The organism is Xanthomonas sp. NCPPB 3218 (genome assembly GCF_056725185.1).
The window spans coordinates 4,528,604-4,552,210 of sequence record NZ_CM161516.1 but is presented as its reverse complement, the minus strand read 5'-3'; the positions used below and the strand labels follow the sequence as shown (position 1 = coordinate 4,552,210).

Genomic DNA, 23,607 nt, shown 5'->3' with positions numbered 1-23,607 from the left:
ATGACGCAACGCAGCAGCTGGAAGGCGACGTATCCGAAATTGGCTTTGGCGATGCTGGCGCTGTCGAGCGCCTCGGTTGCCTGGGCGCAATCGGCCGACCCGAAGGAATGGCAGCTCAACATGGGCCGCGGGGTCACCCAGACCGCGCGCATGGCCTACGAGGCGCACATGGTGGCGCTGTGGGTCTGCGTGGTGATCGGCGCGCTGGTGTTCGGTGCGATGGGCTATGCGATCTTCAAGTTCCGCAAGTCCAAGGGGGCGGTGGCCGCGCAATTCAGCCACAACACCACGGCAGAGGTGCTGTGGACGGTGATCCCGGTGCTGGTGCTGATTGCGATGGCCTGGCCGGCAACGGCCAAGCTGATTGCGATGTACGACACCCGCGAGTCGGAAATGACCGTCAAGGTCACCGGCTACCAGTGGATGTGGAAATACGAGTATCTGGGCCAGGGCGTGGAGTTCACCAGCCGGCTGGCGCGCGAATCCGATCGCATTCGCCAGAGTGGCGAGCGTCCGACCGCTGCATCGCAACCGCATTATCTGCTGGACGTGGACAATCGCCTGGTGCTGCCGGTCAACACCAAGATCCGTTTCGTGATCACCGCCGACGACGTGATCCATGCGTGGTGGGTGCCGGCCCTTGGCTGGAAGCAGGACGCGATCCCCGGCATCGTCAACGAGGCATGGACCAATATCGAGCAGCCGGGCGTGTATCGCGGGCAGTGCGCCGAGTTGTGCGGCAAGGATCATGGTTTCATGCCGATCGTGGTGGAAGCGCTGCCCAAGGCCGAATTCCAGCGCTGGCTGGCGGCCCGTCGCAGTGCCAGCGCAGCGCCTGCCGCACCGGCCGGCACCCCGGCGCCGGCGTCCACACCTGCAGCACCGCCTGCCGGTGAGGCCGCTCCAGCCGCAGCGCCTGCTCCGACCGCCGCACCGACCGCCGCTCTTTAATCGCCCGCAACCGCACCGCTTCGTAGAGGTCGTTCCGTCATGGCGCATACCGCAGTCGATCACCACGGACACCACCAGCCCGGTTTCGTCGAGCGCTGGTTTTTCTCGACCAATCACAAGGACATCGGCACGCTGTATCTGCTGTTTTCCTTCGTGATGTTCATCATCGGCGCGGCGATGAGCGTGGTGATCCGCGCTGAACTGATGCAGCCCGGGCTGCAGTTCGTCAAGCCGGAATTCTTCAACCAGATGACCACCGTGCATGCCCTGGTGATGATCTTCGGCGGGGTGATGCCGGCCTTCGTCGGCCTGGCCAACTGGATGATTCCGCTGCAGATCGGCGCGCCGGACATGGCGTTGCCGCGCATGAACAACTGGTCGTTCTGGTTGTTGCCGGTGGCGTTTACCTTGCTGCTGCTGACGCTGTTCCTGCCCGGCGGTGCGCCGGCCGGCGGCTGGACGCTATACCCGCCGCTGTCGCTGCAGGGCGGCTACAACGTGGCCTTCAGCGTGTTCGCGATCCATGTGGCCGGCGTCAGTTCGATCATGGGCGCGATCAACATCATCGCCACCGTGCTCAACATGCGCGCGCCGGGCATCGACCTGCTGAAGATGCCGATCTTCTGCTGGGCCTGGCTGATCACCGCCTTCCTGCTGATCGCGGTGATGCCGGTGCTGGCCGGCGCGGTGACCATGCTGCTGACCGACAAGTTCTTCGGTACCAGCTTCTTCAATGCGGCCGGCGGCGGCGACCCGGTGATGTACCAGCACATCTTCTGGTTCTTCGGGCATCCGGAGGTCTACATCATGATCCTGCCGGCGTTCGGCGTGGTCAGCGAGATCATCCCGACCTTCAGCCGCAAGCCGCTGTTCGGCTATCAGGCGATGGTCTATGCGATCGCGGCGATCGCGTTCCTGAGCTTCATCGTGTGGGCGCACCACATGTTCACCGTGGGCATGCCGCTGGGCGGCGAAATCTACTTCATGTTTGCCACGATGCTGATCTCCATCCCGACCGGGGTGAAGGTGTTCAACTGGGTCAGCACGATGTGGAAGGGCTCGCTGACGTTCGAATCGCCGATGCTGTGGGCGGTGGCGTTCGTGATTCTCTTCAGCATCGGTGGATTTTCGGGCCTGATGCTGGCAATCGTGCCGGCGGATTTCCAGTATCACGACACCTATTTTGTGGTCGCGCATTTCCATTATGTGCTGGTTACCGGTGCGGTCTTCGCGCTGATTGCGGCGGTGTACTACTGGTGGCCGAAGTGGACCGGGCGGATGTACAACGAGACCTGGGCCAAGTTCCATTTCTGGTGGACGATGGTGTTCGTCAATCTGCTGTTCTTCCCGCAGCATTTCCTTGGCCTGGCCGGCATGCCGCGGCGGATCCCCGATTACAACGTGGTGTTTGCCGACTGGAACCTGATCAGCTCTATCGGCGCGTTCGGCATGTTCGCCACGCCGTTCCTGATGGCCGGCATCCTACTCGCCTCGCTGCGCAGCGGCGCCAAGGCCGACGCACGTGCCTGGGAAGGCGCCAAGGGACTGGAGTGGACGGTGCCGTCGCCGGCACCTGCGCATACCTTCACCGTGCCGCCGGTGATCAAGCCTGGAGATCTTGCGCATGAAGACATCGGTCACTGAGTCCGCGCCGCCGGCTGTGGCACGTCTGCTCTCCGCTGCCGAACGGCAGGCGCAACAGCGTCGTGCGGTGCGCCGCACGGCGATCACCGTCGGCATCATCGCGCTGCTGATCTATGCAGGTTTCATTGCGTCGGGAGTCATCGGGCGGTGAACGCGCGGGCGCCCGTACCTGCACCGACGGCCGGCCTGTTCAAGCTGCTGGGCGTGGTGTTGGGCGTGTTCGTGCTGACCTTTTCGCTGGTGCCGTTGTATCGCATCGCGTGCGAAAAAGTCTTCGGCATCCGCATGGAGCGCGCGCCGGGCAGTACGCGTGGCAATGCAGCTGCGATTGCAGGGGCTGGCAAACGCACGGTTCGGGTGGAGTTCGATGCCGGGGTCAATTCCAAACTGCCGTGGACCTTTCATCCCGAGCAGATGACGATGGATGTGGTGCCGGGCGAACTCAATGAGGCGCTGTACTTCGCACGCAACGACAGTGCGCGGGCAGTGGTCGGCAGTGCGGTGCCATCGGTCGCACCGGCGCGGGCATCCGGATACTTCAACAAGACCGAATGCTTCTGTTTTACCGCGCAGACCTTGCAGGCCGGCGAAACGCGCGACATGCCGCTGCGTTTCATCGTCGACCCGGCACTGCCGCCGGAAGTCACCACGATCACCCTGTCCTACACGTTCTATCGCAACGACACCCTGACCTCGGAGTTGCAGGGCGGTGGCGCATCCAGCGCGCCGCGCGCGGCGCCTTGATCCTTCATCCACACGCAGCACCGACACGGAAGCAACGCCATGGCCGACCATAGTCCCAACGCCGATGCGTATTTCGTCCCGAGCCAGAGCAAATGGCCCTTTGTCGGGTCGATTGCGATGTTCGTGATGATGATCGGCGTGGCCAGCTGGCTCAACGATGCGGCATGGGGGCGCTGGACGTTCTTCGTCGGCATGGCGATGTTGCTGGCGACCTTGTTCATGTGGTTTGGCGATGTCATCCGCGAATCCAACGCCGGGCACTACAACCGCCAGGTGGACGGCTCCTTCCGCATGGGGATGGTGTGGTTCATCTTTTCCGAGGTGATGTTCTTCTGCGCCTTCTTCGGCGCGTTGTTCTACACGCGTGTGCTGACGCTGCCCTGGCTGGGCGGCGAAGGCGATGGCGTGATGACCAACGAACTGCTGTGGAACGGCTATTCCGCTGCATGGCCGACCAATGGCCCCGGCACGATCGGTGGGCAGTTCCAGACCATTCCCGCCTGGGGCCTGCCGCTGATCAATACGCTGATCCTGCTCAGTTCCGGCGTGACCTTGACCATTGCGCACCACGCGCTCAAGGGCGGCCGTCGTGGGGCGTTATTGCTGTGGCTGGGCCTGACCGTGCTGCTGGGCTGCGTGTTCCTGTTCCTGCAGGCCGAGGAATACATCCACGCCTACACCGAGCTCAATCTGACGCTGGGATCGGGCATCTACGGATCGACCTTCTTCATGCTCACCGGCTTCCACGGCATGCACGTGCTGCTGGGCACGATCATGCTGGCGGTGATGTGGCTGCGGGTGGCGCGCGGGCACTTTACCCGCGACAACCACTTCGCCTTCGAAGCGGCGGCCTGGTACTGGCACTTCGTCGACGTGGTGTGGCTGGCGTTGTTCCTGTTCGTGTATGTACTTTGAGGGCGGGGATTGGGGAGTCGGGATTGGGGATTCGCAAGAGCGATCCGCGTTTGCTGTTACCAATCCCCAATCCCCAATCCCCAATCCCATCGGCCGCGTCAGCGGCCGAGCCCATGCGGCTTGATCCAGCCGGTGTAGATGCCGAGGATCACGACGGCGATCAGTGCGACCGATAGACCGATGCGCCAGGTCAGTGCGTTGACGGTGCGCTTGGTTTCGCCACGGTCGGTGAGCAGGTAGTACAGGCCCGCACCCAGGTTCCACAGGATCACGATCAGGAAGGCGACAATCAGCAACGTCTTGAGCGAATCGTTCACAACAGCCCCGGTGGTCGTCGGCGTGGTAACGGCATTGCACGCCTTTTTGCGTCGCTTGTCATGATGCGCAGGCACACGGCGATGTTGGGATGGTGTCTGGCCGTGCTGGTCAGTGCGGGGTTTGCGGCGCTGGGTCAGTGGCAGCTGCAGCGCATGCACGACAAACAGGCCTTGCTGGAACGCGCAGCGCATGTGCGGCAGACGCCGTTGACCCTGGTGCAGGCGCTGGCCACGCCGCATGCGCTGGCCTGGGTGAGCGGAGAGGTGCGGTTCCTGCCGCAGCAGGTGCTGCTGGACAACCAGCTGCATGCCGGGCGCGCCGGTGTGCGGATCTATCAACTTGCCGCGCCGCAAGGCAGCCCGGTCACGCTGCTGGTCGATCTGGGCTGGCTGCCGTTGCCGGCCAATCGGCAGTTGCCGACGATCACCCCGCTGCAAGGCACCCGGACACTGCAGGGCTTGCTGAGTGCGCCGCCGTCGGCCGGACTTGCGATCGGGCCGGCGTTGGCCGCCGGCAATGCGCCGCAGACCTGGCTGGCCACGCGCCTGGATACCAGCGCCCTGCGCAGCGCGTTGGGCAGGCGCGACATTTCGTCGCAGGTCCTGCGCCTGGATCCCGCCCTGCCGGTCGGGTATGCACGCGACCTGGAGATGCTGCCGAACACGCTGCCACCCGCGCGGCACTTGGGTTATGCGGTGCAATGGTTCGGTCTGGCCGCGGCCGTGCTGGTCACCGCGACGCTGCTGAGCTGGCGTGCGCGTCGCCGCCGTCGACGCGGGCACTGACGCCTGCGGCATGAGAAAATCGCCGGCATGACGTCCTCCACATCGGCCACGCCGCATTCGGTCAAACGCGGCCGCAGGATGCTGATTGCCCTGGCGGTGCTGTTCTTCGGCTCGATGTTGCTGGCCGGCGTGCTGCGCTTCTCCGGATGGCAGCCGGCATCGATGCGCAATCACGGCGAACTGCTCAAGCCGCCCGCCGACCTGCGCGGGTTGGTGCCGGTGCGCGCGGACGGGCAGCCGTATGCCTGGACGCCTGCCGAACGTGTGTGGCGGATTGCGCTCGCACCGCCTGCCGGCTGCACGCAGCAGTGCGTGATGTTGGCGGCCGAACTGGACAAGGTATGGCAGCTGCTCGGCCATCGCGCCGACAAGGTGGAGGTGTTGTGGATCGGCGCCCCGCCGGCCGGTCTGCCGCCGATGCCGGCCCTGCGTGTGCTGCGCGACGACGCGCGGCTGCGGCAGGGCCTGCCGCGTGCCAACGATGCCGCCGGCGTGCCGGTGTATGTAATCGACCCGAATGGCTTCGTGATCCTGCGGTACGCCCCGGGGTTCGACCCGGCCGGCCTGCGTGCCGATCTGGTCAAGCTGCTGAAACTGATGTGAGCCCGTTTCGATGAATCTGTTTGCGCCACCGGCATTGTTCCGCCACTTCCATCGCATGGCCTGGCTGGCTGCGTTGTTCACTGCGAGCACGATCCTGTTCGGGTCGTTCGTGCGCCTGTCCGATGCCGGCATGAGCTGCCCGGACTGGCCGACCTGCTACGGCCGCGTCACCTGGCCGCAGACCAGCGACGAAGCCAATACGCATGTGGCCAGCAAGATCCGGCCGCTGGAGTCGCACAAGGCCTGGCGCGAGCAGGTGCACCGCTTCCTGGCCGGCGCACTCGGGGTGGAGGTGCTGGTGCTGTCGTTGCTGGCGGTGCGCCGCCGCCGCATGGGCATCGCCCAGGTGGTTTCTGCCGCGGTGCTGGTGGCCTTGTCGATTCCGCTGTACATGTCCGGCTGGCACGCGCCGGCGTTCGGCGTGGCGATTGCCGGCGAGGCCATCCTGCTGCTGGCGGCGCTGCGCTGGAGCAACATCGACCTGGCGCGTGCGGCGGTGCTGACGCTGGCGGTGGTGATCTTCCAGGCGCTGCTGGGCATGTGGACGGTGACGCTGCTGCTCAAACCCATCGTGGTGATGGGCCATCTGCTCGGCGGCATGCTGATGTTCTCGCTGCTGGTGTGGATGGCCTGGCGCGCGACGCACCTGCCGATCACGCTGGCCGATGCCTCGCGGCTCAAGTGGCTGCTGCGCGCGGGCGTGGCGGTACTGGGCCTGCAGATCGCCCTCGGCGGCTGGGTCAGTGCCAATTACGCGGCGCTGGCCTGTGGCGGCGGTAGCTGGTCGGCCGACAATTTCCCGCGCTGCGTCAGTCAGTGGTGGCCGCCGCATGACTTCCGCGAAGGCTTCACGCTGTGGCGCGGGATCGGGGTGGATTACGAAGGCGGTGTGCTCGATGGCGCAGCGCGCATTGCCATCCAGATGGCGCACCGGTTGTGGGCAATTGCGACGGCGCTGTATCTGTGGTGGCTGGCCTGGCGCCTGTCGCGCTCCCCGGGCATGCGGGTGTGGGCCGGTGCGCTGGCGGTGCTGGTGGCGGTGCAGGTGACGCTGGGCATGCTCAACGTCAAGTTGGCGTTGCCGCTGGAAGTGTCGGTGCTGCATAACGGCGGCGCGGTCGCATTGTTGTTCGTGCTGGTCTCGCTGCTGGCGCGGCTGCGCGCGCCGGAGTGAGCATGGCTATCAGCGCACGCGATTACTGGGATCTGACCAAACCCAAGGTGGTGGCACTGATCGTGTTCACCGCCCTGGTGGGCATGTTCCTGGCCATCCCCGATGTACCGACGTGGGTGCAGGTACGCACCGGTGCGTTGGGTTTTCTGGGTATCTGGCTGGCGGCGTCGGCGGCGGCAGCGATCAACCAGTTGCTGGACGCCAAGATCGACGCGCAGATGGCGCGGACCTCGTGGCGCCCGCTGGTGGTGGGTAAGGTACGGCCGTGGCAGGTACTGCTGTTTGCCGGCGTGTTGATCGTGATCTCCATGACCATCCTGGTGGTCTGGGTGAATGTGATCACCGCGGTGCTGACGTTCGCGTCGCTGATCGGTTACGCGGTGATCTACACCGTGTACCTGAAGCGTGCGACCTCGCAGAACATCGTGATCGGCGGCCTGGCTGGTGCCACGCCGCCGATGCTGGGCTGGGCCGCAGTGACTGGCTTGCCGACCAGCGCCGACTGGATCAACGCCTCGCTGCTGGTGCTGATCATCTTCATCTGGACGCCGCCGCATTTCTGGGCGCTGGCGATCTTCCGCCGTGCCGATTACGCCAAGGCGGCGATCCCGATGCTGCCGGTCACCCATGGCGTGCCGCATACGCGCAAGCAGATCCTGGTGTACACGGTGCTGCTGGCGATCGTGACCCTGCTGCCGGTGGCGGTGGGCATGAGCGGGCTGTTCTACCTGGGCGGCGCGGTGGTGCTCAACGTGGTGTTCCTCTGGTACGCCTGGCGCATGCTCGACCCGCCGGACGAGCTGTTCTCGATGAAGATGTTCGGTTATTCCATCGTCTACCTGATGGCGCTGTTCGCGTTTCTGATGGTGGACCACCTGCTGTTGCCGTGGGTGCGCTAGCGGCAGCGAATGCCCGCTGCTGCCATCAAGGCGATCGATAGAGCTGCGACCGAGGCAGCCGTCAGGCGGATGCGGCCGGTGGCTGGGACCGGCCCATCTCGCTCTCACACATCCGTTGTGTGCGCCGTTGAGCATCCGGCGCGCAATCGCTACTTAGCGCACTCAAATTCGCCGCGTAGCGGGCTGCTCGCTCACGCCAGCTCAGCTCAGCCAGCTGGCGCACTCGCTGGTGTTCTTGCTGTCGCAGCTGCTCTGCATCTTCTGCTGCAGGCGCGTCAGCACCGCATTGCCTTCCTGGCGATGCTGCTTGCTCCAGGTCTTCAACGTGGCGCCCAGCGTGGCGAAGCGCTGCCGGGTGCGTTGGCGGTAGCCATCGGGCTGCCCGGCCAGCTCGCCGATCACCTGCGTGGCAGCGGCCTCGATGCCGGCGGTGTCGTCCGGGCTGAGCCGGATCAGGCCATCCACGTACATTACGCCCCATTGCACGCGGGTGGCGGGGCCTTGCGCGCTTTCGTACGCCTTCCTCAGCCAGGACAGCGCGGTCTTCTTATCGCCGCGTTGTTCGGCCAGATCGGCCAGCTCGGGCATGTAGTAGTAAGGCGTCTTGCTGCGCGTCAACTCGGCCAGCAGCAACTGTTCGGCGCCGCTGCGGTCGCCCACCTCGCCGAGCAATGCCGCGGCGGTGCTGATGGTGGATTGGCGCTCCTCATCGGTCCTGGCGGTGTCGGTCGCCCATTGCACGCGTTGCTGCACGGTGTCGACCACGGCCTTGGGCAACGGCGGTTGCGGGCCCTTGGCCTCGGTTTCGGTGGGCTGGCCTTGTGCCAGGCGTGCCAGCTGGATGCGCGCATACGCGGTGCCGAGCCGGTCGGCGATCGGCAGTGCGGTGTCGGCGTAGACCTTGTCCAATGCCAGATTCAGCGCATTGGACAAGGCAGTACGCTCACCGGCATCGCTGCTGGCAGCGGCGACCAGCCGTGCAGGCATGTAGCTCAGCGTGCCGAGATTGGCGCGCACCTCTGCCGGATCGGCCAGCACTGCTTCCAGCAACGTGCGTGACGCCGCGCTGGGTGCAGGCGGTTCCTTGGCTGCGGTAATCGCTGCCAGGGCGAAGCTGCGTTGCAGGGCCGGCTGTGGCGCCGACCTGGACAGGCGCGTGAGCACATCCACGGCCTGCTCCGGCTTGACCAGCCGATCGTCGGTGCCCCAGGCATAGTTGCCGAGCACGGCCCAGTCGTCCGCGCTGAGCTGCTGCGGGGTCTGCAATGCGGTGTCGAGCAGTTGCCTGGCGGTACTGGTGCTCTTGGCCGCGACCCGCAGCACATCGGCCAGACGCGCGTTGTCGGCATCGCCGGCCAGGCGGGTGATCTCGCTGCGATCCGGGCGCAGCACGATGATGGTCGGGTAACCCTTGATGCCGAAGCGTTCGCCCCAGGCCTGTGCGCCCTCCGAATCGCCGTCCAGATGCACCGCCACGAATTGCTGCGTGCGGGCGATGAAGGCCGGGTCCTTGAACAAGGTGGCCTTCAGGCGATTGCAGGGCGGGCACCAGGCCGCACCCCAGTACAGCAGGATCGGCTTGCCGCTTTCCCTGGCCTCGGCGAAGGCATCTTCGACATCGCCCTCGCGCCAGGCGATGCTGGACGCAGGCGCCGGCGTGGCGGCCGCCTTGGTCGGTGTCGGTGTCGGGGCTGGCGGCGTGGCGGGCTTGTTGCAGGCAGTGAGCGTGGCCAGCACCGCCAGCAGCGCGATCAGGGACGGGGCAGGGCGTCGGAACGATAGCGTCATGGCAATCACCGATGGGGGCGGCAGCAAGGTGGATCGAACACTCTAGCGAGCGGCACCGTGCCAGCGTCGGAGTGCGTCATAACCGTTGTATATCTGCTTACAACCGGCGCCGGCACGCAACGCGAACCGGTGTCGCGCCGGGCGTAGCGGGCCGGCGATGGCGCGCAGGCAACGCACCGGCGGCAAGCAAGCCTTTGCAGGGCACGCAGCGTGGGTTGCGCCATGTGTCGTCGATCAGACCACCGCGGTGCAGTGGCCGTTACCTTCAATGACCACCGGGAGTGATCTGCGGCTCGCCCGGCGCGTTGCGCGCATAACGTGCGGCCACGAATGCGCAGACAATGAGCTGTAGCTGGTGATACAGCATGATCGGCAACACGATCGCGCCCAGGCCACCGCCGGCGAACATCACCTTGGCCATCGGTACGCCGGTGGCCAGGCTCTTCTTCGAACCGCAGAACACGATCGCGATCTCGTCGGCGCGGTTGAAGCGCAGGCGCCGCGCGATGAAGGTGATCGAGAGCATCGCCACCGTCAGCAACAGCGCGGCGGCACCGAGCACCGCGAGCAAGGCCGGCAACGGCGTCTTCTGCCACAGGCCTTCGTTCACCGATGCGCTGAAGGCGGTGTAGACCACCAGCAGGATGGTGCCCTGGTCGGTGTAACGCAGCACCGCGCGATGCCGTTCGACCCAGCCGCCGATCCACGGGCGCATGAAATGGCCAGCCAGGAACGGCACCAGCAACTGCAGCAGGATCTTGCCGATTGCCTCGGCCGGGTGCGCCATCGCGCCCTGGCTGCCGACCAGGGCGCCCATCAGCAACGGTGTGAAAAACACCCCCAGCAGGCTGGAAAGCGAGGCGGCACACACGGCCGCCGGCACGTTGCCGCGCGCCATCGAGGTGAAGGCGATCGACGATTGCACCGTGGACGGCAGCGCGCACAGGAACAGCACGCCGATATACAGCTCCGGTGTCAGCGCAAGATGCGCGAGCGGTTTGAACAACAGCCCGAGCAGCGGGAACAGCACGAAGGTGCAGGCCAGGATCACCAGATGCAGGCGCCAATGCAGCGCGCCCGCCTTGACCGCCTCGCGCGACAGGCGCGCGCCGTGCAGGAAGAACAGCGCGGCGATCGCCACGTCGGTGACATCGTCCATGACCGCCGCGGCGGTGCCGGAGACCGGCAGGAACGAGGCCAGCGTGACCGTGCACAGCAGCGCGAGGGTGAATGGATCAATGCGCAACCGCGCCAGCCAGTGTTTGATCATCGTGCGTATTCAGGGGGAGGGCTGTCTGCAGAGTGCCATTGTAGAGGCCAGCGTGCACCGTGCGAGTCGGCCGCGCAGCGCAGGCCGAAGACGCATGCGTGCTCGCACCGGCTCCGGCAGCAGCGTGCGCTTGCGCCTGCCTGCAGCACTGCAGACGGCGCCGCGTGGGGTGATGAGCGATTCGTGCGATGCGTCGAGATTCCGCTGCGCGGGCGCTTCTGGCACGCACATCCTTTGTTAGATTCCGGTTGCACACGCCGTGCGCATCCGTGCCCGAACGGTGCCCGTGCGCCGCGTCCGTGTTCGATCGTGTATTCCACGCAAGGCCTAAGGAAAGGAGCCAGTCCATGCACTACGACCAATATCAACAGACCTTTGCGCTTTCCGCCCTGGCCAACTGGGTGGGCGATCGCAGGGGCAGCCAGCCGGCGTTGCAGGCGGACTACCAGGCCACGTTGCTGCAGACGCTGGCATCGGCCGACACCCAGGACAGGATCGGCGACTGGCAACTGGTGTGGGGGCCGCAGGTCTGGCAGGCGGCCGATTCGTCGCTGTCGGGCAATGCCATGTACGTGGCCCATACCGATGCCATGCCGGGCATCGGCGAGGCGTATGTGGTCGCGCTGAGCGCCACCAACCCGGAGTCGCTCTACGACTGGTTCACCGAAGACTTCGATGTGTCCTCGGTGGTGGATTTTGCGACCTACACGCCGTTGCTCGGCACCGCGCCGGTTGCGGCGAAGAAACCCGTCAAGCCAGGTTCGGCGGTCATCTCGATGGGCGCCGCCACCGGTGTGTGGCATCTGCTCAACATGGTCAGCCCCTCCACCGCACTGGCGCCGAACACGACGCTGCTGGATTTCCTGCAAGCGCTGGATGGCAGCAAGGCGACGGTGATCTTTGCCGGGCACAGCCTGGGCGGTGCGCTGTCGCCGACCTTGGCGACCTGGTTGAAGACCAACGGCAAGCTGGACAATTTCAGCGCCGTGCACTGCTATCCCACCGCCGGCGCCACGCCGGGCAACGGCGGGTTCGCCGCGCTGTATGCGCAGGCATTGCCCTCTCCAGCGCCGGGCGCGGCGCCGTATCAGATCTGGAATGCCGACTTGTGGAACACGCTCGATTGCGTGCCGCATGCCTGGACCGTGCCGATGCTCAGTCAGATCAAGACGCTATACGGGAATGCGCCGATCAAGGAGATCGATGTGCTGGTCGATGTGGCCATCGCCAATGCGGTGGCGTCCACGGTGAACTACCGGCAGATCGCCAACCAGCCGCTGACCGGCACGCTCACCGGCACCCCCACCACGGTCCTGCAATTTCTCGAGCAGATGGCCTACCAGCACACCACCGCCTACCAGGCCTTGATTGCCCCGTGTCTCACGCCGGTGTCCGGTACGCCGCAGAGCCAGAGTGCCGACGAAGCGCCCGCGCGCGATGCCCTGATCGAGCGGCTGACCGCGCATGCCGGCCAGGCCGCACTGGCCGATGCCGACAAGATCGAAGCGGTCAGCGCGGCGCTCGGCTCGATGGCCAAGACCTTGTTCAAGCAGCTATGAGCGCGCACCTGCATGCGACGGCCAGGGCTGGCCGGCTGCGTCGGCAACAGCTGGTCTGACAGCATGCGCCGGGTGCTCAGTGCGCGCCCGAACGCAGGCGCGGCAATGCGCAGTGCGTGCTGGTCGATCTCGTCGAGTCCGTGTGCGCGTTGCCTTGTCTGCAGCGCTTCAATGCGCTGCTGCAGCAGTTGCCGGTGCAACTGGGCCATGGCGTCGTGCAGCGTGCGCGCCTGGCCCGCACACGACAGCGTAAGTCGATCCCCTCGCGCTACCCGCACTACAACGCAGCAAGCGCCTTGAACAGCTCGCGCAATTCGTACTTGTCGGTGTCGTCCAGGCCCTGCGCGCGCTGCTTGTCCTGCAGTTCGTCCAGGCGCTGGCGCAGCAATTGCTTGTCCAGTTGCGCAACGACGTCATGCAGTTCCATCGCCCAGCTGTGCTCGTCGCCGGGCAATGCCTGTGCGGCCAGTTTCTGCAGCGCGGCCTGTTCGTCGCGTTCGGCGAAGTGTTCCAGCAGCGCGCCCGTGCTGATTTCCGGGCGTTGCCGCACCAGTGCCAGCAGTTCCATCAACAGGTCGATGCCGGGCAGGCGCAGGCCGGAAAAATCGTGGTCGCCCTCCAGGCTCATCGCCAGCGACGGCCGCTGCAGCAGGATCGCGATCGACGCGCGCACCAGGCTGCGTTTCTGCGCGGGCGCGCCCATGCGGGCAGGTGGCCGTGCCTGCGATGTGGACGCCTGCGCCGCCTGAGTGACGCCCACGCCGGTCAGGCGCGACAGCTCCTGCTTCATCAGGTCGCCGAATGCGCCTTCGGGGATTTGTGCAAGCATCGGCTTGGCGCGTTCGGCCAGCCGCGCCTTGCCATCGAGCGTGTGCAGGTTGATCTCGCGCGACATCTCGTCGAAGAAGAACTGCGACAGCGGCGTGGCCTGCTTCAGACGCTGATCGAAAGCCTGCGCGCCCTCCTTGCGCACGATGGTGTCCGGGTCCTCGCCATCGGGCAGGAACAGGAAGAACGCCTGGCGGCCGTCCTTCATGCGTGGCAGCACCGATTCCAGTGCACGCCAGCCCGCCTTGCGGCCAGCGTTGTCGCCGTCGAAGCAGAAGTACACATCCGGCGCGTTGCGGAACAGCAACTCGGCATGTTCGGGCGTGGTCGCCGTGCCCAGCGTGGCCACCGCCTGGGTGACGCCAAACTGGAACAGCGAGACCACGTCCATATAGCCTTCCACCACGATCAGCCGCTCGATCTTCTGATTGGCCTGGCGCACCTGCCACAGGCCGTACAACTCGCGGCCCTTGTGGAACAGCGCGGTTTCCGGTGAGTTGAGGTACTTCGGCCCCGGGTCGCGGCCATCGGCCGGCGCACCCATGATGCGTCCGCCGAACGCAATCACGCGGCCGCGGCGGTCGAAGATCGGGAACATCACCCGGTCGCGGAACTTGTCGTAGACATGGCCGCGATCGTTCTTGGAAAACAGCCCGGCGCGTTCGAGCACGCTCATGCGGCGCGCATCGGTGCCCAGTGTGTCCTTCAGTGCGCTGTAGCCATCGGGCGCGTAACCGATCTGGAAACGCGCGCGGTTGTCGGCATCCACGCCGCGGCCGTCCAGATAGTCGCGGGCGCGTTCGCTGCTCTCGAGCTGACGCTGGAAGAACTTGGTCGCCGCTTCCAGTGCCGAATACAGCTCGCGGCTGTCGTCCTGCTGCTGCGGGGTGCGTTGCTGGGTCTCGCGCGGAATTTCCATGCCGGCACGCTTGGCCAGCTCGTCGACCGCATCGAGAAATTCGAGGCGGTCGTAATTCATCAGGAAGCTGATCGCGGTGCCGTGCGCGCCGCAGCCAAAGCAGTGGTAGAACTGCTTGGTCGGCGAGACCGTGAACGAGGCCGAGCGCTCGTCATGGAACGGGCAGCGCGCCGAGTATTCCTTGCCCTGACGCTTGAGCGGCACGCGACCGCCCACCACCTCGACGATGTCGGTGCGTGCAAGCAGTTCGTCGATGAATGCGTCGGGGATGCGGGCCATCCCGCTAGGATATCCCAGCCGCCGGCGTGCGCCGATTTCAGCGAGCGAGGGACCTCAGCGAAGCGCTGGATGCCGCCTGGGTACGTGCGGCAACCGGCGCGGCATGCGCAATCAATTGCGCGTGGGTGCTTCCTGCGGCAGCGGCGCGGCATCCGGTTCGGCGGCGACCGGCGGCAGGTTGTCCGTATCCACCCCGGCCTCGCGCAGCTTGCGATGCGAGCGTACGCGCTCGTCGATCACCGCGGTCAGCAGGGCGCCGACGAAGAACACCACCGAGGCGTAGTACATCCACACCAGCAGGATGACCAAGGTGCCCATCGAACCGTATGCGCTGCCAGGCGCGGCCTTGGCGATGTACAGGCCAATGCAGTAGCGGCCCAGTGCGAACAACAATGCAGTGATCACGCCGCCGACAAAGGCCTGCCGCCAGTTGACGGTGCGATCGGGCAGATAGCGATACAGGAAAGCGAAGGCGAGCGAATACAGCGCCAGGGTGGTGACGTAGCCGATCGCCGGCAGCACCGATGGCAGCCGTGCGAACACTACCTGCAACGCGGTGGTGGCAATCATCGACACGATCAACAAGAAGCCCAGGGCCAGGATCACGCCGAACGAGAACACGCGCTTCTTCAGCCACGCCATCAGGCCTTCCAGGCGCTGCTTGTCGGTGCGGAAGATCAGGTTCAGGGCGTTCTGCAACTGCGCAAACACCGCCGTGGCGCCGATGAACAGCAGCAACGTGCTCCACAGTCCGGCCAACGATCCTACGCCGGGTTGATCGGTGGCGTTGCGGATCACCGTGTCGGCCACCTCCGCCGCGCTGCCACCGGCCAGTTGCGCGATCTGCTGCACCAGCGCTTCCTGCGCAGGCGGATACAGCGATGCGGTCAGCCACAGCAGCAGCACTAGCAGCGGTGCCAGCGACAGCAAGGCGTAGAACGACAGCGACGCGGCCTGCGTCATCACGTCGATCTCGAGAAAGCGATTGAGCAGTGCCATCGGCAGGCTGCGCTGCAGGCGGCTCAGATGTTTCTGCAGGTGTTCGGTTGAGAGCTTCGTCACCGGCGGGAGAATCCTTGGACATACCGTTGTGTGCGCAGGCGTCGTAAGGCGAAGCCGGCATGCGGAATGCTTCACCCGGACCTGTGCTGGCGAAGGTGTTCTAACAGGGCGTGTTCAAAGATCGGGTGAAAGCGGGCGCTGGATGTTGCGCGTGTGCTGCCGTTGAAACTGCGCTGCAGCCAGCCGCACGCAGGCGGCTCGCTACAGTGCCCTGGCCATCGGGCACAGGGCACTGTGCAGGCGAAGACTCAGCCTGCCAGATGCTGCTTGACCAGCGTCGAGACCAGGCCCATGTCGGCCTGCCCGGCCAGCTTGGGCTTGAGTGCGCCCATCAGCTTGCCGATGTCGGCCGGGCTGCTGGCGCCGGTCTGCACGATGGCTGCCTGGATGGCAGCGACGATCTCGGCTTCGCCCATCTTGGCCGGCAGGTAGCGCTCGATCACCACGATCTCCTCGCGCTCGACCTGCGCCAGGTCGTCGCGTGCGGCAGCTTCGTACTGGGTGACCGAGTCCTTGCGCTGCTTGACCATCTTGTCGAGCACGGCGATCACGGCGGCATCGTCCATCTCGACGCGCTCGTCCACTTCCTTCTGCTTGATCGCGGCATTGATCAGCCGGATCACGCCCAGGCTGTGCTTGTCGCCGGACTTCATGGCGGCTTTCATGTCATCGGTGAGCTGTTGCTTGAGGGGCATGGTGTAACTCCTGGGAGTGCGTGTTGCAGATGTGCCGATGCGCCACGACGGGCGCAGTGCATCGGCAGGAAGTCGGGCCGGGCAGGCGCGGATCGCGGCAGCGATGCCCGTCGGCTCTGCAGCTGCGCAGAACGCAGCGGCCGCCTGGCATCGAACCAATGCAAAAAGCCGGCGACGCTTGCGCGTGCCGGCTCTTGGGTTCCACTCCGATGGGCCGCGCCTTCAGCGCATGCCCGTCGGTAAGGAACCGCGTTCGATCAGTACAAGCGCTGGCGCTTGGTGACGTCGCGCGAGGAACGACGCAACTGACGCTTCACAGCAGCGGCAGCCTTACGCTTGCGCTCCTGGGTCGGCTTTTCATAGAACTCGCGCTTGCGGGTTTCGGCCAGCACGCCGGCCTTTTCGCAGGTGCGCTTGAAACGACGGAGCGCAAATTCGAAGGGCTCGTTCTCGCGGACTTTAACGCTGGGCATGGGTTCTCCAGATAATGGGATTTCCGTCCGGGAGCCCCGGGCGGGTGCGAGCGGACTCGCGTGACGGAATTTCCGGGTTGCCCCGGCGAGCCGCGCATTATAACGACTTGCCAACGACCTGCAAGCCCCCTGCGGCATCTGCGCGAGCAAGCCTGATAAAGCCTGCGCTTGCGGGTGATCCGGTGGCGAGCACACGGCCGCGCAGCAGATCGCCCCTGGCCGATCTGCGCAGGGCAAAAGCTGCGAAAATAGGCCGCATGTCCCTGCCTGCCGAGTTGCCGTGAAAGTTCTTGGGATCGAATCATCATGCGATGAGACCGGCGTGGCGGTCTACGACACCGCGCTGTCGGGCGTGCCGGCGCTGCGGGCCCACGCGGTCTACAGCCAGATCGCGCTGCATGCCGAATACGGCGGCGTGGTGCCCGAGCTGGCCAGTCGCGATCATGTGCGCAAGCTGCTGCCGCTGATCCGCCAGACCCTGGACGAGGCCGGATTGCGGATCGACGAACTCGATGGGGTGGCCTATACCGCCGGCCCGGGCCTGGTCGGCGCACTCCTTGTTGGTGCCGGTGTGGCGCGGTCGCTGGCCTGGGCGCTGGACGTGCCGGCGATCGGCGTGCATCACATGGAAGGCCATCTGCTGGCGCCGCTGATGGAAGACGACCCGCCGCAGCCGCCGTTCGTGGCGCTGCTGGTCTCCGGCGGCCACACCCAGCTGGTATCGGTGAAGGCGCTGGGCGAGTACGAGGTGCTTGGCGAGACGCTGGACGATGCGGCCGGCGAGGCTTTCGACAAGACCGCCAAGATGATGGGCCTGCCGTATCCGGGCGGGCCGCAACTGGCGGCGCTGGCTGAAACCGGCACCCCGGGGCGCTACAAGTTCGCGCGGCCGATGACCGACCGGCCCGGGTTGGATTTCAGTTTCAGCGGGCTCAAGACCCAGGTGCTGCTGGCCTGGCGCGGCAGCTACCAGTCCGACACCACGCGGGCGGACATCGCGCGCGGGTTCGAGGATGCGGTGGTGGAGACGCTGGCGATCAAATGCCTGCGCGCGCTGGATGCGGCCGACTGCAACACCCTGGTGGTGGCCGGCGGCGTGGGCGCCAACAAGCGCCTGCGCGCACGCCTGCAGGACGCGGCGCAGCGGCGCGGCGGCCGGGTGTGCTTCCCGCGGCCGGCCCTGTGCACCGATAACGGCGCGATGATCGCCTTCGCCGGCGCGCTGCGGCTGGAGGCCGGCGAGCGCGCCGACGCGGCAGTGCATGTGACGCCGCGTTGGGATATGGCTGGCTTGCCGTCGCTGGCGGCGGCGCGGGATTCGGGAGTGGGGATTGGAGATTCGTAGAAGCTAGTCCCTCTACCTGCTGTCTGTCGCGCTCTTGCCAATCCCCCAATCCCGAATCCCCAATCACGGCTCCCAATGGACAAAGTTTTTATCGAAGGCCTGGAAATCGATGCGCTGATCGGCATCTACGACTGGGAGCGGCGCATCCGCCAGACGCTGCGGTTCGATCTGGAGATGGGCTTCGACAACCGCATTCCGGCCGCCAGCGACGACATTGCCGATACCCTGAACTACAAGGCGGTGAGCAAGCGGCTGATCGAATTCGTGCAGGCCTCGGACTTCGGGCTGGTGGAGACCCTGGCCGAGCGCTGCGCGGCGATCGTGCTGGACGAGTTCGGCGTGCACTGGCTGCGGTTGAAGCTGAGCAAGCCCGGTGCGGTGCGCGGCGCGCAGGCGGTGGGAGTGATCATCGAGCGCGAGCGGGCCCGCTGACGGCCACCGGCCGCCGGCTCGCTCAGCGAGCTCCGATCCTTGGCCGCGCCCCGGAAAACCTAGGTGGCACCGGACCGAGATCTACGACCACGCCAACGATCCACAGCCCTAAGGCGCGGTTCAACCGGACCCGACAAATCCCGAATCCCGAATTCCAAATCCCGGCACTTGCCCCCTCGCGGTCGCCTCAGGCTAGAATTGACGGCCATGTAAACGTTTTCTCAAGGATCTCATGGCTGCTGATCGTATCGAAACCCTGATTGCCCAGATGACCGTCGAAGAGAAGGTCGGACAGTTGGGTGTGTTCGCCGACATGGTGCGGCCGTTCGCGCCGGACGTGAATCCCGAAGCCAATGTGCTCAACGCCGACGAGGTGCTGCAGCAGGTGCGCGCAGGCCGGGTCGGCTCGTTGTTCAATGGCGTCGGCGCCGCGCTGGGCGTGCAGATCCAGAAGGTGGCGGTGGAAGAAAGCCGCCTGGGCATCCCGGTGATCCTGGCGGCGGACGTGATCCACGGCATGCGCACGGTGTTCCCGATCCCGCTGGGCGAGGCGGCCAGCTTCGAGCCCGAGCTGGCCGAGCGCACCGCGCGCGCCACCGCGATCGAGGCGACCGCCGCCGGCCTGCACTGGAGCTACGCACCGGCCGTGGATATCGCGCGCGATCAGCGCTGGGGCCGTGGCGCGGAAGGCGCCGGCGAAGACGTGGTGCTGGGCGCGGCGTTTGCCGCCGCCCGCGTACGCGGCTTCCAGGGCAGCGATCTGAAGGCCGACGATTGCCTGCTGGCCACCCCCAAGCACTTCGCCGCCTACGGCGCCGTGGCTGCGGGCATGGAATACAACACCGTGGACATCGCGCCGCAGACGCTGCGCGATGTGCACCTGCCGCCGTTCAAGGCCGCCTTCGATGCCGGCGCACTGACCGTGATGTCTTCGTTCAACGACATCAACGGCGTGCCGGCCAGTGCCAACCACGAATTGCTGACCGAGATCCTGCGCGGCGAATGGCAGTTCCCCGGCGTGGTGATTTCCGACTACACCGCCGACATGGAATTGATTGCGCACGGCTATGCGGCCGATGAGCGCGATGCGACCAAGAAGGCGTTCCTGGCCGGCCTGGATCTGAGCATGCAGAGCGGCTTCTATGCCGCGCATCTGCCGTCGCTGGTGGAAAGCGGCGAGGTGCCGATGGCCACGCTGGACGCCAGCGTGCGCCGCATGCTGCAGCTCAAGGAGGCGATCGGGTTGTTCGACAACCCGTACCGTTCGCTGGATCCGGCACGCGAAGCCGACACCGCGCATCTGCCCGCGCACGATGCGTTGTCGCGCGATGCGGCGCGGCGTTCGATCGTGTTGCTGAAGAACCAGGGCGAGGTGTTGCCGCTGAAGAAAAGCGGGCAGCACATCGCGTTGATCGGGCCATTCGTGCAGGACCGCGAGAACATCGAGGGGTGCTGGACACTGTTCGGCGACAAGCAGCGCTACGTGACCCTGGAGCAGGGTGTGCGCGCGGTGGTCGACAGCGAGCATCTGACGGTGGTGCCGGGCTGTGGCCTGGAAGACACGCTGCCGGGCGGTATTTCCGCCGCCATCGATGCGGCGCAGGCCGCCGACGTGGTGGTGCTGGCGCTGGGCGAGCCGCAGCGCTTCAGTGGCGAAGCGCAGTCGCGCACCGAGATCGTGTTGCCGCCGGCGCAGCAGGCATTGGCCGAAGCCATCGCCGCCACCGGCACGCCGATGGTGGTGCTGCTGCGCAATGGCCGCGCGCTGGCCCTGAGCGGTGCGGTGCGCGATGCCGATGCGATCGCAGTGACCTGGTACCTGGGCACGCAGACCGGTACCGGCGTGGCCGACGTGTTGTTCGGCGACTACAACCCCTCCGCGCGTCTGCCGATCAGCTTTCCGCAGGTGACCGGGCAACAGCCGTATTTCTACAACCATCTGCGCACCGGCCGCCCTGAACTGCCGACGCTGTCCGAGTACAAGGCACGCTGGCGCGAGATGCCCAACGAGCCGTTGTATCCGTTTGGCCATGGCTTGAGCTACACCACCTTTGCGTATGCGCAGCCGCAGCTGAGCAGTGCGCAGCTCGGCTGGGACCAGACCCTGACCATCACCACGCGCGTCACCAATACCGGTCGCGTGGCCGGTGAAGAAGTGGTGCAGCTGTATGTGCACGATCGCGTGGCCAGCCGGGTGCGCCCGGTGCGCGAACTCAAGGGGTTCCGCAAGGTGTTGTTGCAGCCTGGCGAAAGTACGGACGTGGTGTTCACCCTGACGCGTGATGCACTGGCCTTTACCAACCACAAGAATGTGTTTGGCGCCGAGCCGGGCGTGTTCGATGTGTGGGTGTGCGCCTCGGCCAAGAGTGGCGAGGCGGTGACGTTCGAGTTGCTGGAGGCCTGAACACCCGCGGGCGTGGTAGGGCGCACTCACGCGACACGCAGCGGAGTGCGGCTGCTACGCGGGATTTGAGATGACGGTGACGGACGTGGCCCAAGGGCGCGCCGTCATCGGGTCAGGGAAGATGTAAGCGCATGCCTGGTCGATGTGACCACGGCTCTGCTCGCATCTGTGTGTATCGCGCCATGCACCGCACCGGATCGAACGCGGCTTCGCCGCGAAAATCGTGGCCACCGCCAGCACGCATTCGACGCGTGGCGGTGGCACGACTCCCCTGGGCGCGATCTTGCGGAGTTATGCCTCGTTCTCGACTGCTGCCTTGCTCTTGGGCGTCAGCTTGAGCAGGCGCCCGGTGCTGCCGCTGGCTTCGTCTTCCAGCAACCACAGCGTGCCGTCCGGACCCTGTTCCACTTCGCGAATGCGCGCGCCCATGTCGTAGCGGGCCACCTCGCGCGGCTGATCGCCGAGCGAGACCTGCACCAGCGACATCGACGACAAGCCGCCGATAAAGCCGTTGCCGCGCCACGCCGGGAACTGCTTGCCGCTGTAGATCACAAAGCCGGCTGGCGAGATCACCGGTGTCCAGCTGATCTTGGGCGCGGCAAATTCCGGGCGGGTGTTGTGATCCGGGATCGGGGTGCCGTCGTAGTTGTCGCCGTTGGAGACGATCGGGTAACCGTAGTTGGCGCCGCGCTGGATCAGGTTCAACTCATCGCCGCCAAGCGGACCCATCTCGTGTTCCCACAGGCGCCCCTTGCCATCGAAGGCCAGGCCGAGAATATTGCGGTGACCCAGCGACCACACCTGTGCGGCAACGCCGCCCTGCGCGGCGAACGGGTTGTCGGCCGGCACGCTGCCGTCATCGTTGAGACGGATCAGCTTGCCGAGATTGGCCTGCATGTCCTGGGCGGGGGTGAACTTCTGGCGTTCGCTGGAACTGATCCACAGCTTGCCGTCCGGGCCGAACGCTAGCCGGTGGCCGAAGTGGCCGTTGCCGGTGACCTTGGGATCCTGGCGCCAGATCACCTTCAGGTCCGACAACGTGCCGCCGCCGCTGGCATCCAGCGTGAGCTTGGCGCGTGCCACCGCTGCGCCGCGGGTATCGCCCTGTCCCGGTTCGGCGTAGCTGACATAGACCAGGCCGTTCTTGGCAAAGCGCGGATGCGCCAGGACATCGCCAAAACCGCCCTGGCCGCCGTAGGCGACCGCCGGAATGCCGGTGATGGCGCTCTTGCGGTTGGTCTTGAGATCCAGCCGCATCAATGCGCCACGTTTTTCGCTGACCAACAGGCTGCCGTCGGCCAGGAAGGTCATTGCCCAGGGTTCGTCGAAATCGGCAACGGTGGTGGCCTGGAACGGCCACTGCGCCTTGGGAATGGCGGCCGCGGGCGCGACGGCAGGCGCGGCACATGCGGTGGCGGCGGTGAACAAGCTGGCCGAGCAGGCCAGGGCAAGCAGACGTCGGACAGACATGAGGTCCTCCAGGGAATGGGCGCAGTGACGTTGCAGCCCTCCCGCAACGTGTCCTGCGTCGGGTTTTAAAGTACCTTACACGACGCCTTCAAGGCCGCCTTGTCGTAGATCACTTTCTTTGTGAGACGTGTGCGTCCCACATCACTGCTTCACCATGAAAAGGAGTTTCCATGGCTGCCACGCAAAAAACGTCACCTGCTTTTATCGCCGCATCCTGGGCTGCATTGCTGCTGGGTGGCATTGCCTACCTGGTCGGGCTATGGAATGCGCAGATGATGCTCAACGAAAAAGGCTATTACTTCACGCTGCTGTTGTTTGGCCTGTTCGCATCGGTGTCGTTGCAGAAGAGTGTGCGTGACCGCGCAGATGGAATTCCGGTGACGGGCCTGTACTACGCGATCTGTTGGTTCTCGCTGGTCATCGCGCTGCTGCTACTAGCAATCGGACTGATCAACGCGACTTTATTGCTGAGCGAGAAAGGTTTCTACGCGATGGCCTACGCATTGAGCCTGTTCGGCGCAGTTGCGGTGCAGAAGAACACCCGCGATGCGATGGATGTCGCCAACGCATCGCATTACTCTCGCGCAGTACCGCCGCCGCTGGACTGATGCACTACAGACAGATTGATACAACAACGCCACCTCCACGGTGGCGTTGCTGTCTTCAGGGCTTGGACTTGTTGTCGCCAGTCACGAGGTCTGTCGCATTTTCCCAGGCACGCTTGACGGCGTGACGGGCCTTGCTCCAGCTCAAGCCATCGGTGCCGCGGTTGGCTTCCCACTCGCGGTGCAATTCTGCTTCGACCTGATCGTAGGCGCGGGCGTTTTCGCGGATACGCGCTTGGTGTCCTACGAGATAGGCGCCCTCGTAATCTTCGTAGCGGTCACCTTCGGTGTAATACGATTCTTCGGTGAAGCGCTCGCGCCAATAATTGGATACGTTCTGGCTGCGGTCTTCGTCCGGTGCGCGGCCCGGAATCTGATACGGCACGTTCATGCTCGTCTCCGTGTTGAATGTGCGCCCTAACCTAGGCGGGCAGGTGTTAAATCC

General features: G+C 65.5%; 23 protein-coding genes. 14 read left to right on the top strand and 9 right to left on the bottom strand.

From position 1 onward, the window contains the following. The 5 genes from coxB to AC1PLS_RS19080 are packed head-to-tail and all read left to right on the top strand — an operon-like array spanning position 1 to position 4,254. Entirely contained in the window at positions 1–951 is a 951-nt protein-coding gene (coxB, locus tag AC1PLS_RS19100) for a cytochrome c oxidase subunit II (protein WP_024938844.1), read from the top strand. 39 nt (positions 952–990) lie between these two features. Beyond that, positions 991–2,595, top strand: a complete 1,605-nt coding sequence (gene ctaD / locus AC1PLS_RS19095) for a cytochrome c oxidase subunit I (protein WP_016902803.1) — start codon at positions 991–993, stop codon at positions 2,593–2,595. Beyond that, on the top strand, positions 2,576–2,746 hold the full coding sequence (locus AC1PLS_RS19090; protein ID WP_024938846.1) for a hypothetical protein: 171 nt from the start codon (positions 2,576–2,578) through the stop codon (positions 2,744–2,746). The genes ctaD and AC1PLS_RS19090 overlap by 20 nt, the downstream gene beginning before the upstream one ends. Further along, positions 2,743–3,339 (top strand): cytochrome c oxidase assembly protein, encoded by a 597-nt coding sequence (locus tag AC1PLS_RS19085; protein WP_184433084.1) that lies wholly within the window; start codon positions 2,743–2,745, stop codon positions 3,337–3,339. Before AC1PLS_RS19090 ends, AC1PLS_RS19085 begins: the two co-directional genes overlap by 4 nt. A gap of 39 nt (positions 3,340–3,378) precedes the next feature. Next, positions 3,379–4,254 carry a cytochrome c oxidase subunit 3 gene (locus AC1PLS_RS19080; protein WP_016902806.1) on the top strand — a complete coding sequence of 292 codons (876 nt, stop codon included), beginning with the start codon at positions 3,379–3,381 and terminating at the stop codon, positions 4,252–4,254. A 98-nt stretch (positions 4,255–4,352) separates the two neighbouring features. Here AC1PLS_RS19080 and AC1PLS_RS19075 read toward each other — a convergent pair whose 3' ends face one another. Beyond that, positions 4,353–4,571, bottom strand: coding sequence for a twin transmembrane helix small protein (locus AC1PLS_RS19075; protein ID WP_006449736.1), 219 nt, complete (start codon positions 4,569–4,571; stop codon positions 4,353–4,355). Between the two features lie 60 nt (positions 4,572–4,631). On the opposite strand from AC1PLS_RS19075, the gene AC1PLS_RS19070 reads away from it, so the two are divergent. The 4 genes from AC1PLS_RS19070 to cyoE are packed head-to-tail and all read left to right on the top strand — an operon-like array spanning position 4,632 to position 8,033. Then, positions 4,632–5,357 (top strand): SURF1 family protein, encoded by a 726-nt coding sequence (locus tag AC1PLS_RS19070; RefSeq protein WP_184433087.1) that lies wholly within the window; start codon positions 4,632–4,634, stop codon positions 5,355–5,357. A 27-nt stretch (positions 5,358–5,384) separates the two neighbouring features. After that, positions 5,385–5,960 carry a hypothetical protein gene (locus AC1PLS_RS19065; RefSeq protein WP_039816002.1) on the top strand — a complete coding sequence of 192 codons (576 nt, stop codon included), beginning with the start codon at positions 5,385–5,387 and terminating at the stop codon, positions 5,958–5,960. 10 nt (positions 5,961–5,970) lie between these two features. After that, positions 5,971–7,134, top strand: a complete 1,164-nt coding sequence (locus AC1PLS_RS19060; RefSeq protein WP_184433089.1) for a COX15/CtaA family protein — start codon at positions 5,971–5,973, stop codon at positions 7,132–7,134. 2 nt (positions 7,135–7,136) lie between these two features. Beyond that, entirely contained in the window at positions 7,137–8,033 is an 897-nt protein-coding gene (gene cyoE / locus AC1PLS_RS19055) for a heme o synthase (protein ID WP_481103987.1), read from the top strand. Between the two features lie 201 nt (positions 8,034–8,234). Here cyoE and AC1PLS_RS19050 read toward each other — a convergent pair whose 3' ends face one another. Beyond that, positions 8,235–9,821, bottom strand: coding sequence for a thioredoxin family protein (locus AC1PLS_RS19050; RefSeq protein WP_481103986.1), 1,587 nt, complete (start codon positions 9,819–9,821; stop codon positions 8,235–8,237). Between the two features lie 265 nt (positions 9,822–10,086). Further along, positions 10,087–11,091, bottom strand: a complete 1,005-nt coding sequence (locus tag AC1PLS_RS19045) for a bile acid:sodium symporter family protein (protein WP_039524893.1) — start codon at positions 11,089–11,091, stop codon at positions 10,087–10,089. A 347-nt stretch (positions 11,092–11,438) separates the two neighbouring features. Here AC1PLS_RS19045 and AC1PLS_RS19040 point away from each other — a divergent pair, with 347 nt between their 5' ends. Next, positions 11,439–12,650 carry a lipase family protein gene (locus AC1PLS_RS19040; protein ID WP_481103985.1) on the top strand — a complete coding sequence of 404 codons (1,212 nt, stop codon included), beginning with the start codon at positions 11,439–11,441 and terminating at the stop codon, positions 12,648–12,650. Between the two features lie 277 nt (positions 12,651–12,927). On the opposite strand, the gene dnaG is transcribed toward AC1PLS_RS19040, so the two are convergent. From dnaG to rpsU, 4 genes are all read right to left on the bottom strand, one after another. After that, positions 12,928–14,676 carry a DNA primase gene (gene dnaG / locus AC1PLS_RS19035; RefSeq protein ID WP_024938854.1) on the bottom strand — a complete coding sequence of 583 codons (1,749 nt, stop codon included), beginning with the start codon at positions 14,674–14,676 and terminating at the stop codon, positions 12,928–12,930. A gap of 111 nt (positions 14,677–14,787) precedes the next feature. Further along, entirely contained in the window at positions 14,788–15,738 is a 951-nt protein-coding gene (locus tag AC1PLS_RS19030; RefSeq protein WP_046344763.1) for a YihY/virulence factor BrkB family protein, read from the bottom strand. A gap of 248 nt (positions 15,739–15,986) precedes the next feature. Next, positions 15,987–16,433, bottom strand: coding sequence for a GatB/YqeY domain-containing protein (locus tag AC1PLS_RS19025; RefSeq protein ID WP_046344761.1), 447 nt, complete (start codon positions 16,431–16,433; stop codon positions 15,987–15,989). A 257-nt stretch (positions 16,434–16,690) separates the two neighbouring features. Beyond that, on the bottom strand, positions 16,691–16,906 hold the full coding sequence (gene rpsU, locus AC1PLS_RS19020) for a 30S ribosomal protein S21 (RefSeq protein ID WP_002808376.1): 216 nt from the start codon (positions 16,904–16,906) through the stop codon (positions 16,691–16,693). A 280-nt stretch (positions 16,907–17,186) separates the two neighbouring features. Between rpsU and tsaD the strand changes: the two genes are divergently transcribed. The 3 genes from tsaD to AC1PLS_RS19005 all read left to right on the top strand — a co-directional run bounded on the left by tsaD (position 17,187) and on the right by AC1PLS_RS19005 (position 21,087). Beyond that, a complete protein-coding gene (gene tsaD / locus AC1PLS_RS19015; RefSeq protein WP_481103984.1) occupies positions 17,187–18,251 on the top strand; it encodes a tRNA (adenosine(37)-N6)-threonylcarbamoyltransferase complex transferase subunit TsaD in 1,065 nt (354 codons plus the stop codon). 75 nt (positions 18,252–18,326) lie between these two features. Further along, positions 18,327–18,683, top strand: coding sequence for a dihydroneopterin aldolase (folB, locus tag AC1PLS_RS19010; protein WP_024938857.1), 357 nt, complete (start codon positions 18,327–18,329; stop codon positions 18,681–18,683). Between the two features lie 232 nt (positions 18,684–18,915). After that, positions 18,916–21,087 (top strand): glycoside hydrolase family 3 N-terminal domain-containing protein, encoded by a 2,172-nt coding sequence (locus tag AC1PLS_RS19005; RefSeq protein WP_184433099.1) that lies wholly within the window; start codon positions 18,916–18,918, stop codon positions 21,085–21,087. Between the two features lie 291 nt (positions 21,088–21,378). On the opposite strand, the gene AC1PLS_RS19000 is transcribed toward AC1PLS_RS19005, so the two are convergent. Continuing rightward, the gene (locus tag AC1PLS_RS19000) at positions 21,379–22,557 is read right to left on the bottom strand and encodes a PQQ-dependent sugar dehydrogenase (RefSeq protein WP_184433101.1); all 1,179 of its coding nucleotides are present in this window, start codon (positions 22,555–22,557) and stop codon (positions 21,379–21,381) included. Between the two features lie 170 nt (positions 22,558–22,727). On the opposite strand from AC1PLS_RS19000, the gene yiaA reads away from it, so the two are divergent. Beyond that, positions 22,728–23,165 (top strand): inner membrane protein YiaA, encoded by a 438-nt coding sequence (gene yiaA, locus AC1PLS_RS18995; RefSeq protein WP_046344757.1) that lies wholly within the window; start codon positions 22,728–22,730, stop codon positions 23,163–23,165. Positions 23,166–23,220: 55 nt separating this feature from the next. Here the strand turns inward: yiaA and AC1PLS_RS18990 are convergent, their stop codons facing one another. Next, positions 23,221–23,553: a hypothetical protein gene (locus tag AC1PLS_RS18990; protein WP_104575610.1), complete on the bottom strand. Its 333-nt coding sequence runs from the start codon at positions 23,551–23,553 to the stop codon at positions 23,221–23,223. Between the last annotated feature and the right edge of the window lie 54 nt (positions 23,554–23,607).

Bases quoted from the DNA above. Each gene is read 5' to 3' on its own strand.
- coxB (WP_024938844.1), top strand. From the start codon at position 1: ATGACGCAACGCAGCAGCTGGAAGGCGACGTATCCGAAATTGGCTTTG.
- ctaD (WP_016902803.1), top strand. From the start codon at position 991: ATGGCGCATACCGCAGTCGATCACCACGGACACCACCAGCCCGGTTTC.
- AC1PLS_RS19090 (WP_024938846.1), top strand. From the start codon at position 2,576: ATGAAGACATCGGTCACTGAGTCCGCGCCGCCGGCTGTGGCACGTCTG.
- AC1PLS_RS19080 (WP_016902806.1), top strand. From the start codon at position 3,379: ATGGCCGACCATAGTCCCAACGCCGATGCGTATTTCGTCCCGAGCCAG.
- AC1PLS_RS19070 (WP_184433087.1), top strand. From the start codon at position 4,632: ATGATGCGCAGGCACACGGCGATGTTGGGATGGTGTCTGGCCGTGCTG.
- AC1PLS_RS19065 (WP_039816002.1), top strand. From the start codon at position 5,385: ATGACGTCCTCCACATCGGCCACGCCGCATTCGGTCAAACGCGGCCGC.
- AC1PLS_RS19060 (WP_184433089.1), top strand. From the start codon at position 5,971: ATGAATCTGTTTGCGCCACCGGCATTGTTCCGCCACTTCCATCGCATG.
- cyoE (WP_481103987.1), top strand. From the start codon at position 7,137: ATGGCTATCAGCGCACGCGATTACTGGGATCTGACCAAACCCAAGGTG.
- AC1PLS_RS19050 (WP_481103986.1), bottom strand. From the start codon at position 9,821: ATGACGCTATCGTTCCGACGCCCTGCCCCGTCCCTGATCGCGCTGCTG.
- AC1PLS_RS19045 (WP_039524893.1), bottom strand. From the start codon at position 11,091: ATGATCAAACACTGGCTGGCGCGGTTGCGCATTGATCCATTCACCCTC.
- AC1PLS_RS19040 (WP_481103985.1), top strand. From the start codon at position 11,439: ATGCACTACGACCAATATCAACAGACCTTTGCGCTTTCCGCCCTGGCC.
- dnaG (WP_024938854.1), bottom strand. From the start codon at position 14,676: ATGGCCCGCATCCCCGACGCATTCATCGACGAACTGCTTGCACGCACC.
- AC1PLS_RS19025 (WP_046344761.1), bottom strand. From the start codon at position 16,433: ATGCCCCTCAAGCAACAGCTCACCGATGACATGAAAGCCGCCATGAAG.
- rpsU (WP_002808376.1), bottom strand. From the start codon at position 16,906: ATGCCCAGCGTTAAAGTCCGCGAGAACGAGCCCTTCGAATTTGCGCTC.
- folB (WP_024938857.1), top strand. From the start codon at position 18,327: ATGGACAAAGTTTTTATCGAAGGCCTGGAAATCGATGCGCTGATCGGC.
- AC1PLS_RS19005 (WP_184433099.1), top strand. From the start codon at position 18,916: ATGGCTGCTGATCGTATCGAAACCCTGATTGCCCAGATGACCGTCGAA.
- AC1PLS_RS19000 (WP_184433101.1), bottom strand. From the start codon at position 22,557: ATGTCTGTCCGACGTCTGCTTGCCCTGGCCTGCTCGGCCAGCTTGTTC.
- yiaA (WP_046344757.1), top strand. From the start codon at position 22,728: ATGGCTGCCACGCAAAAAACGTCACCTGCTTTTATCGCCGCATCCTGG.
- AC1PLS_RS18990 (WP_104575610.1), bottom strand. From the start codon at position 23,553: ATGAACGTGCCGTATCAGATTCCGGGCCGCGCACCGGACGAAGACCGC.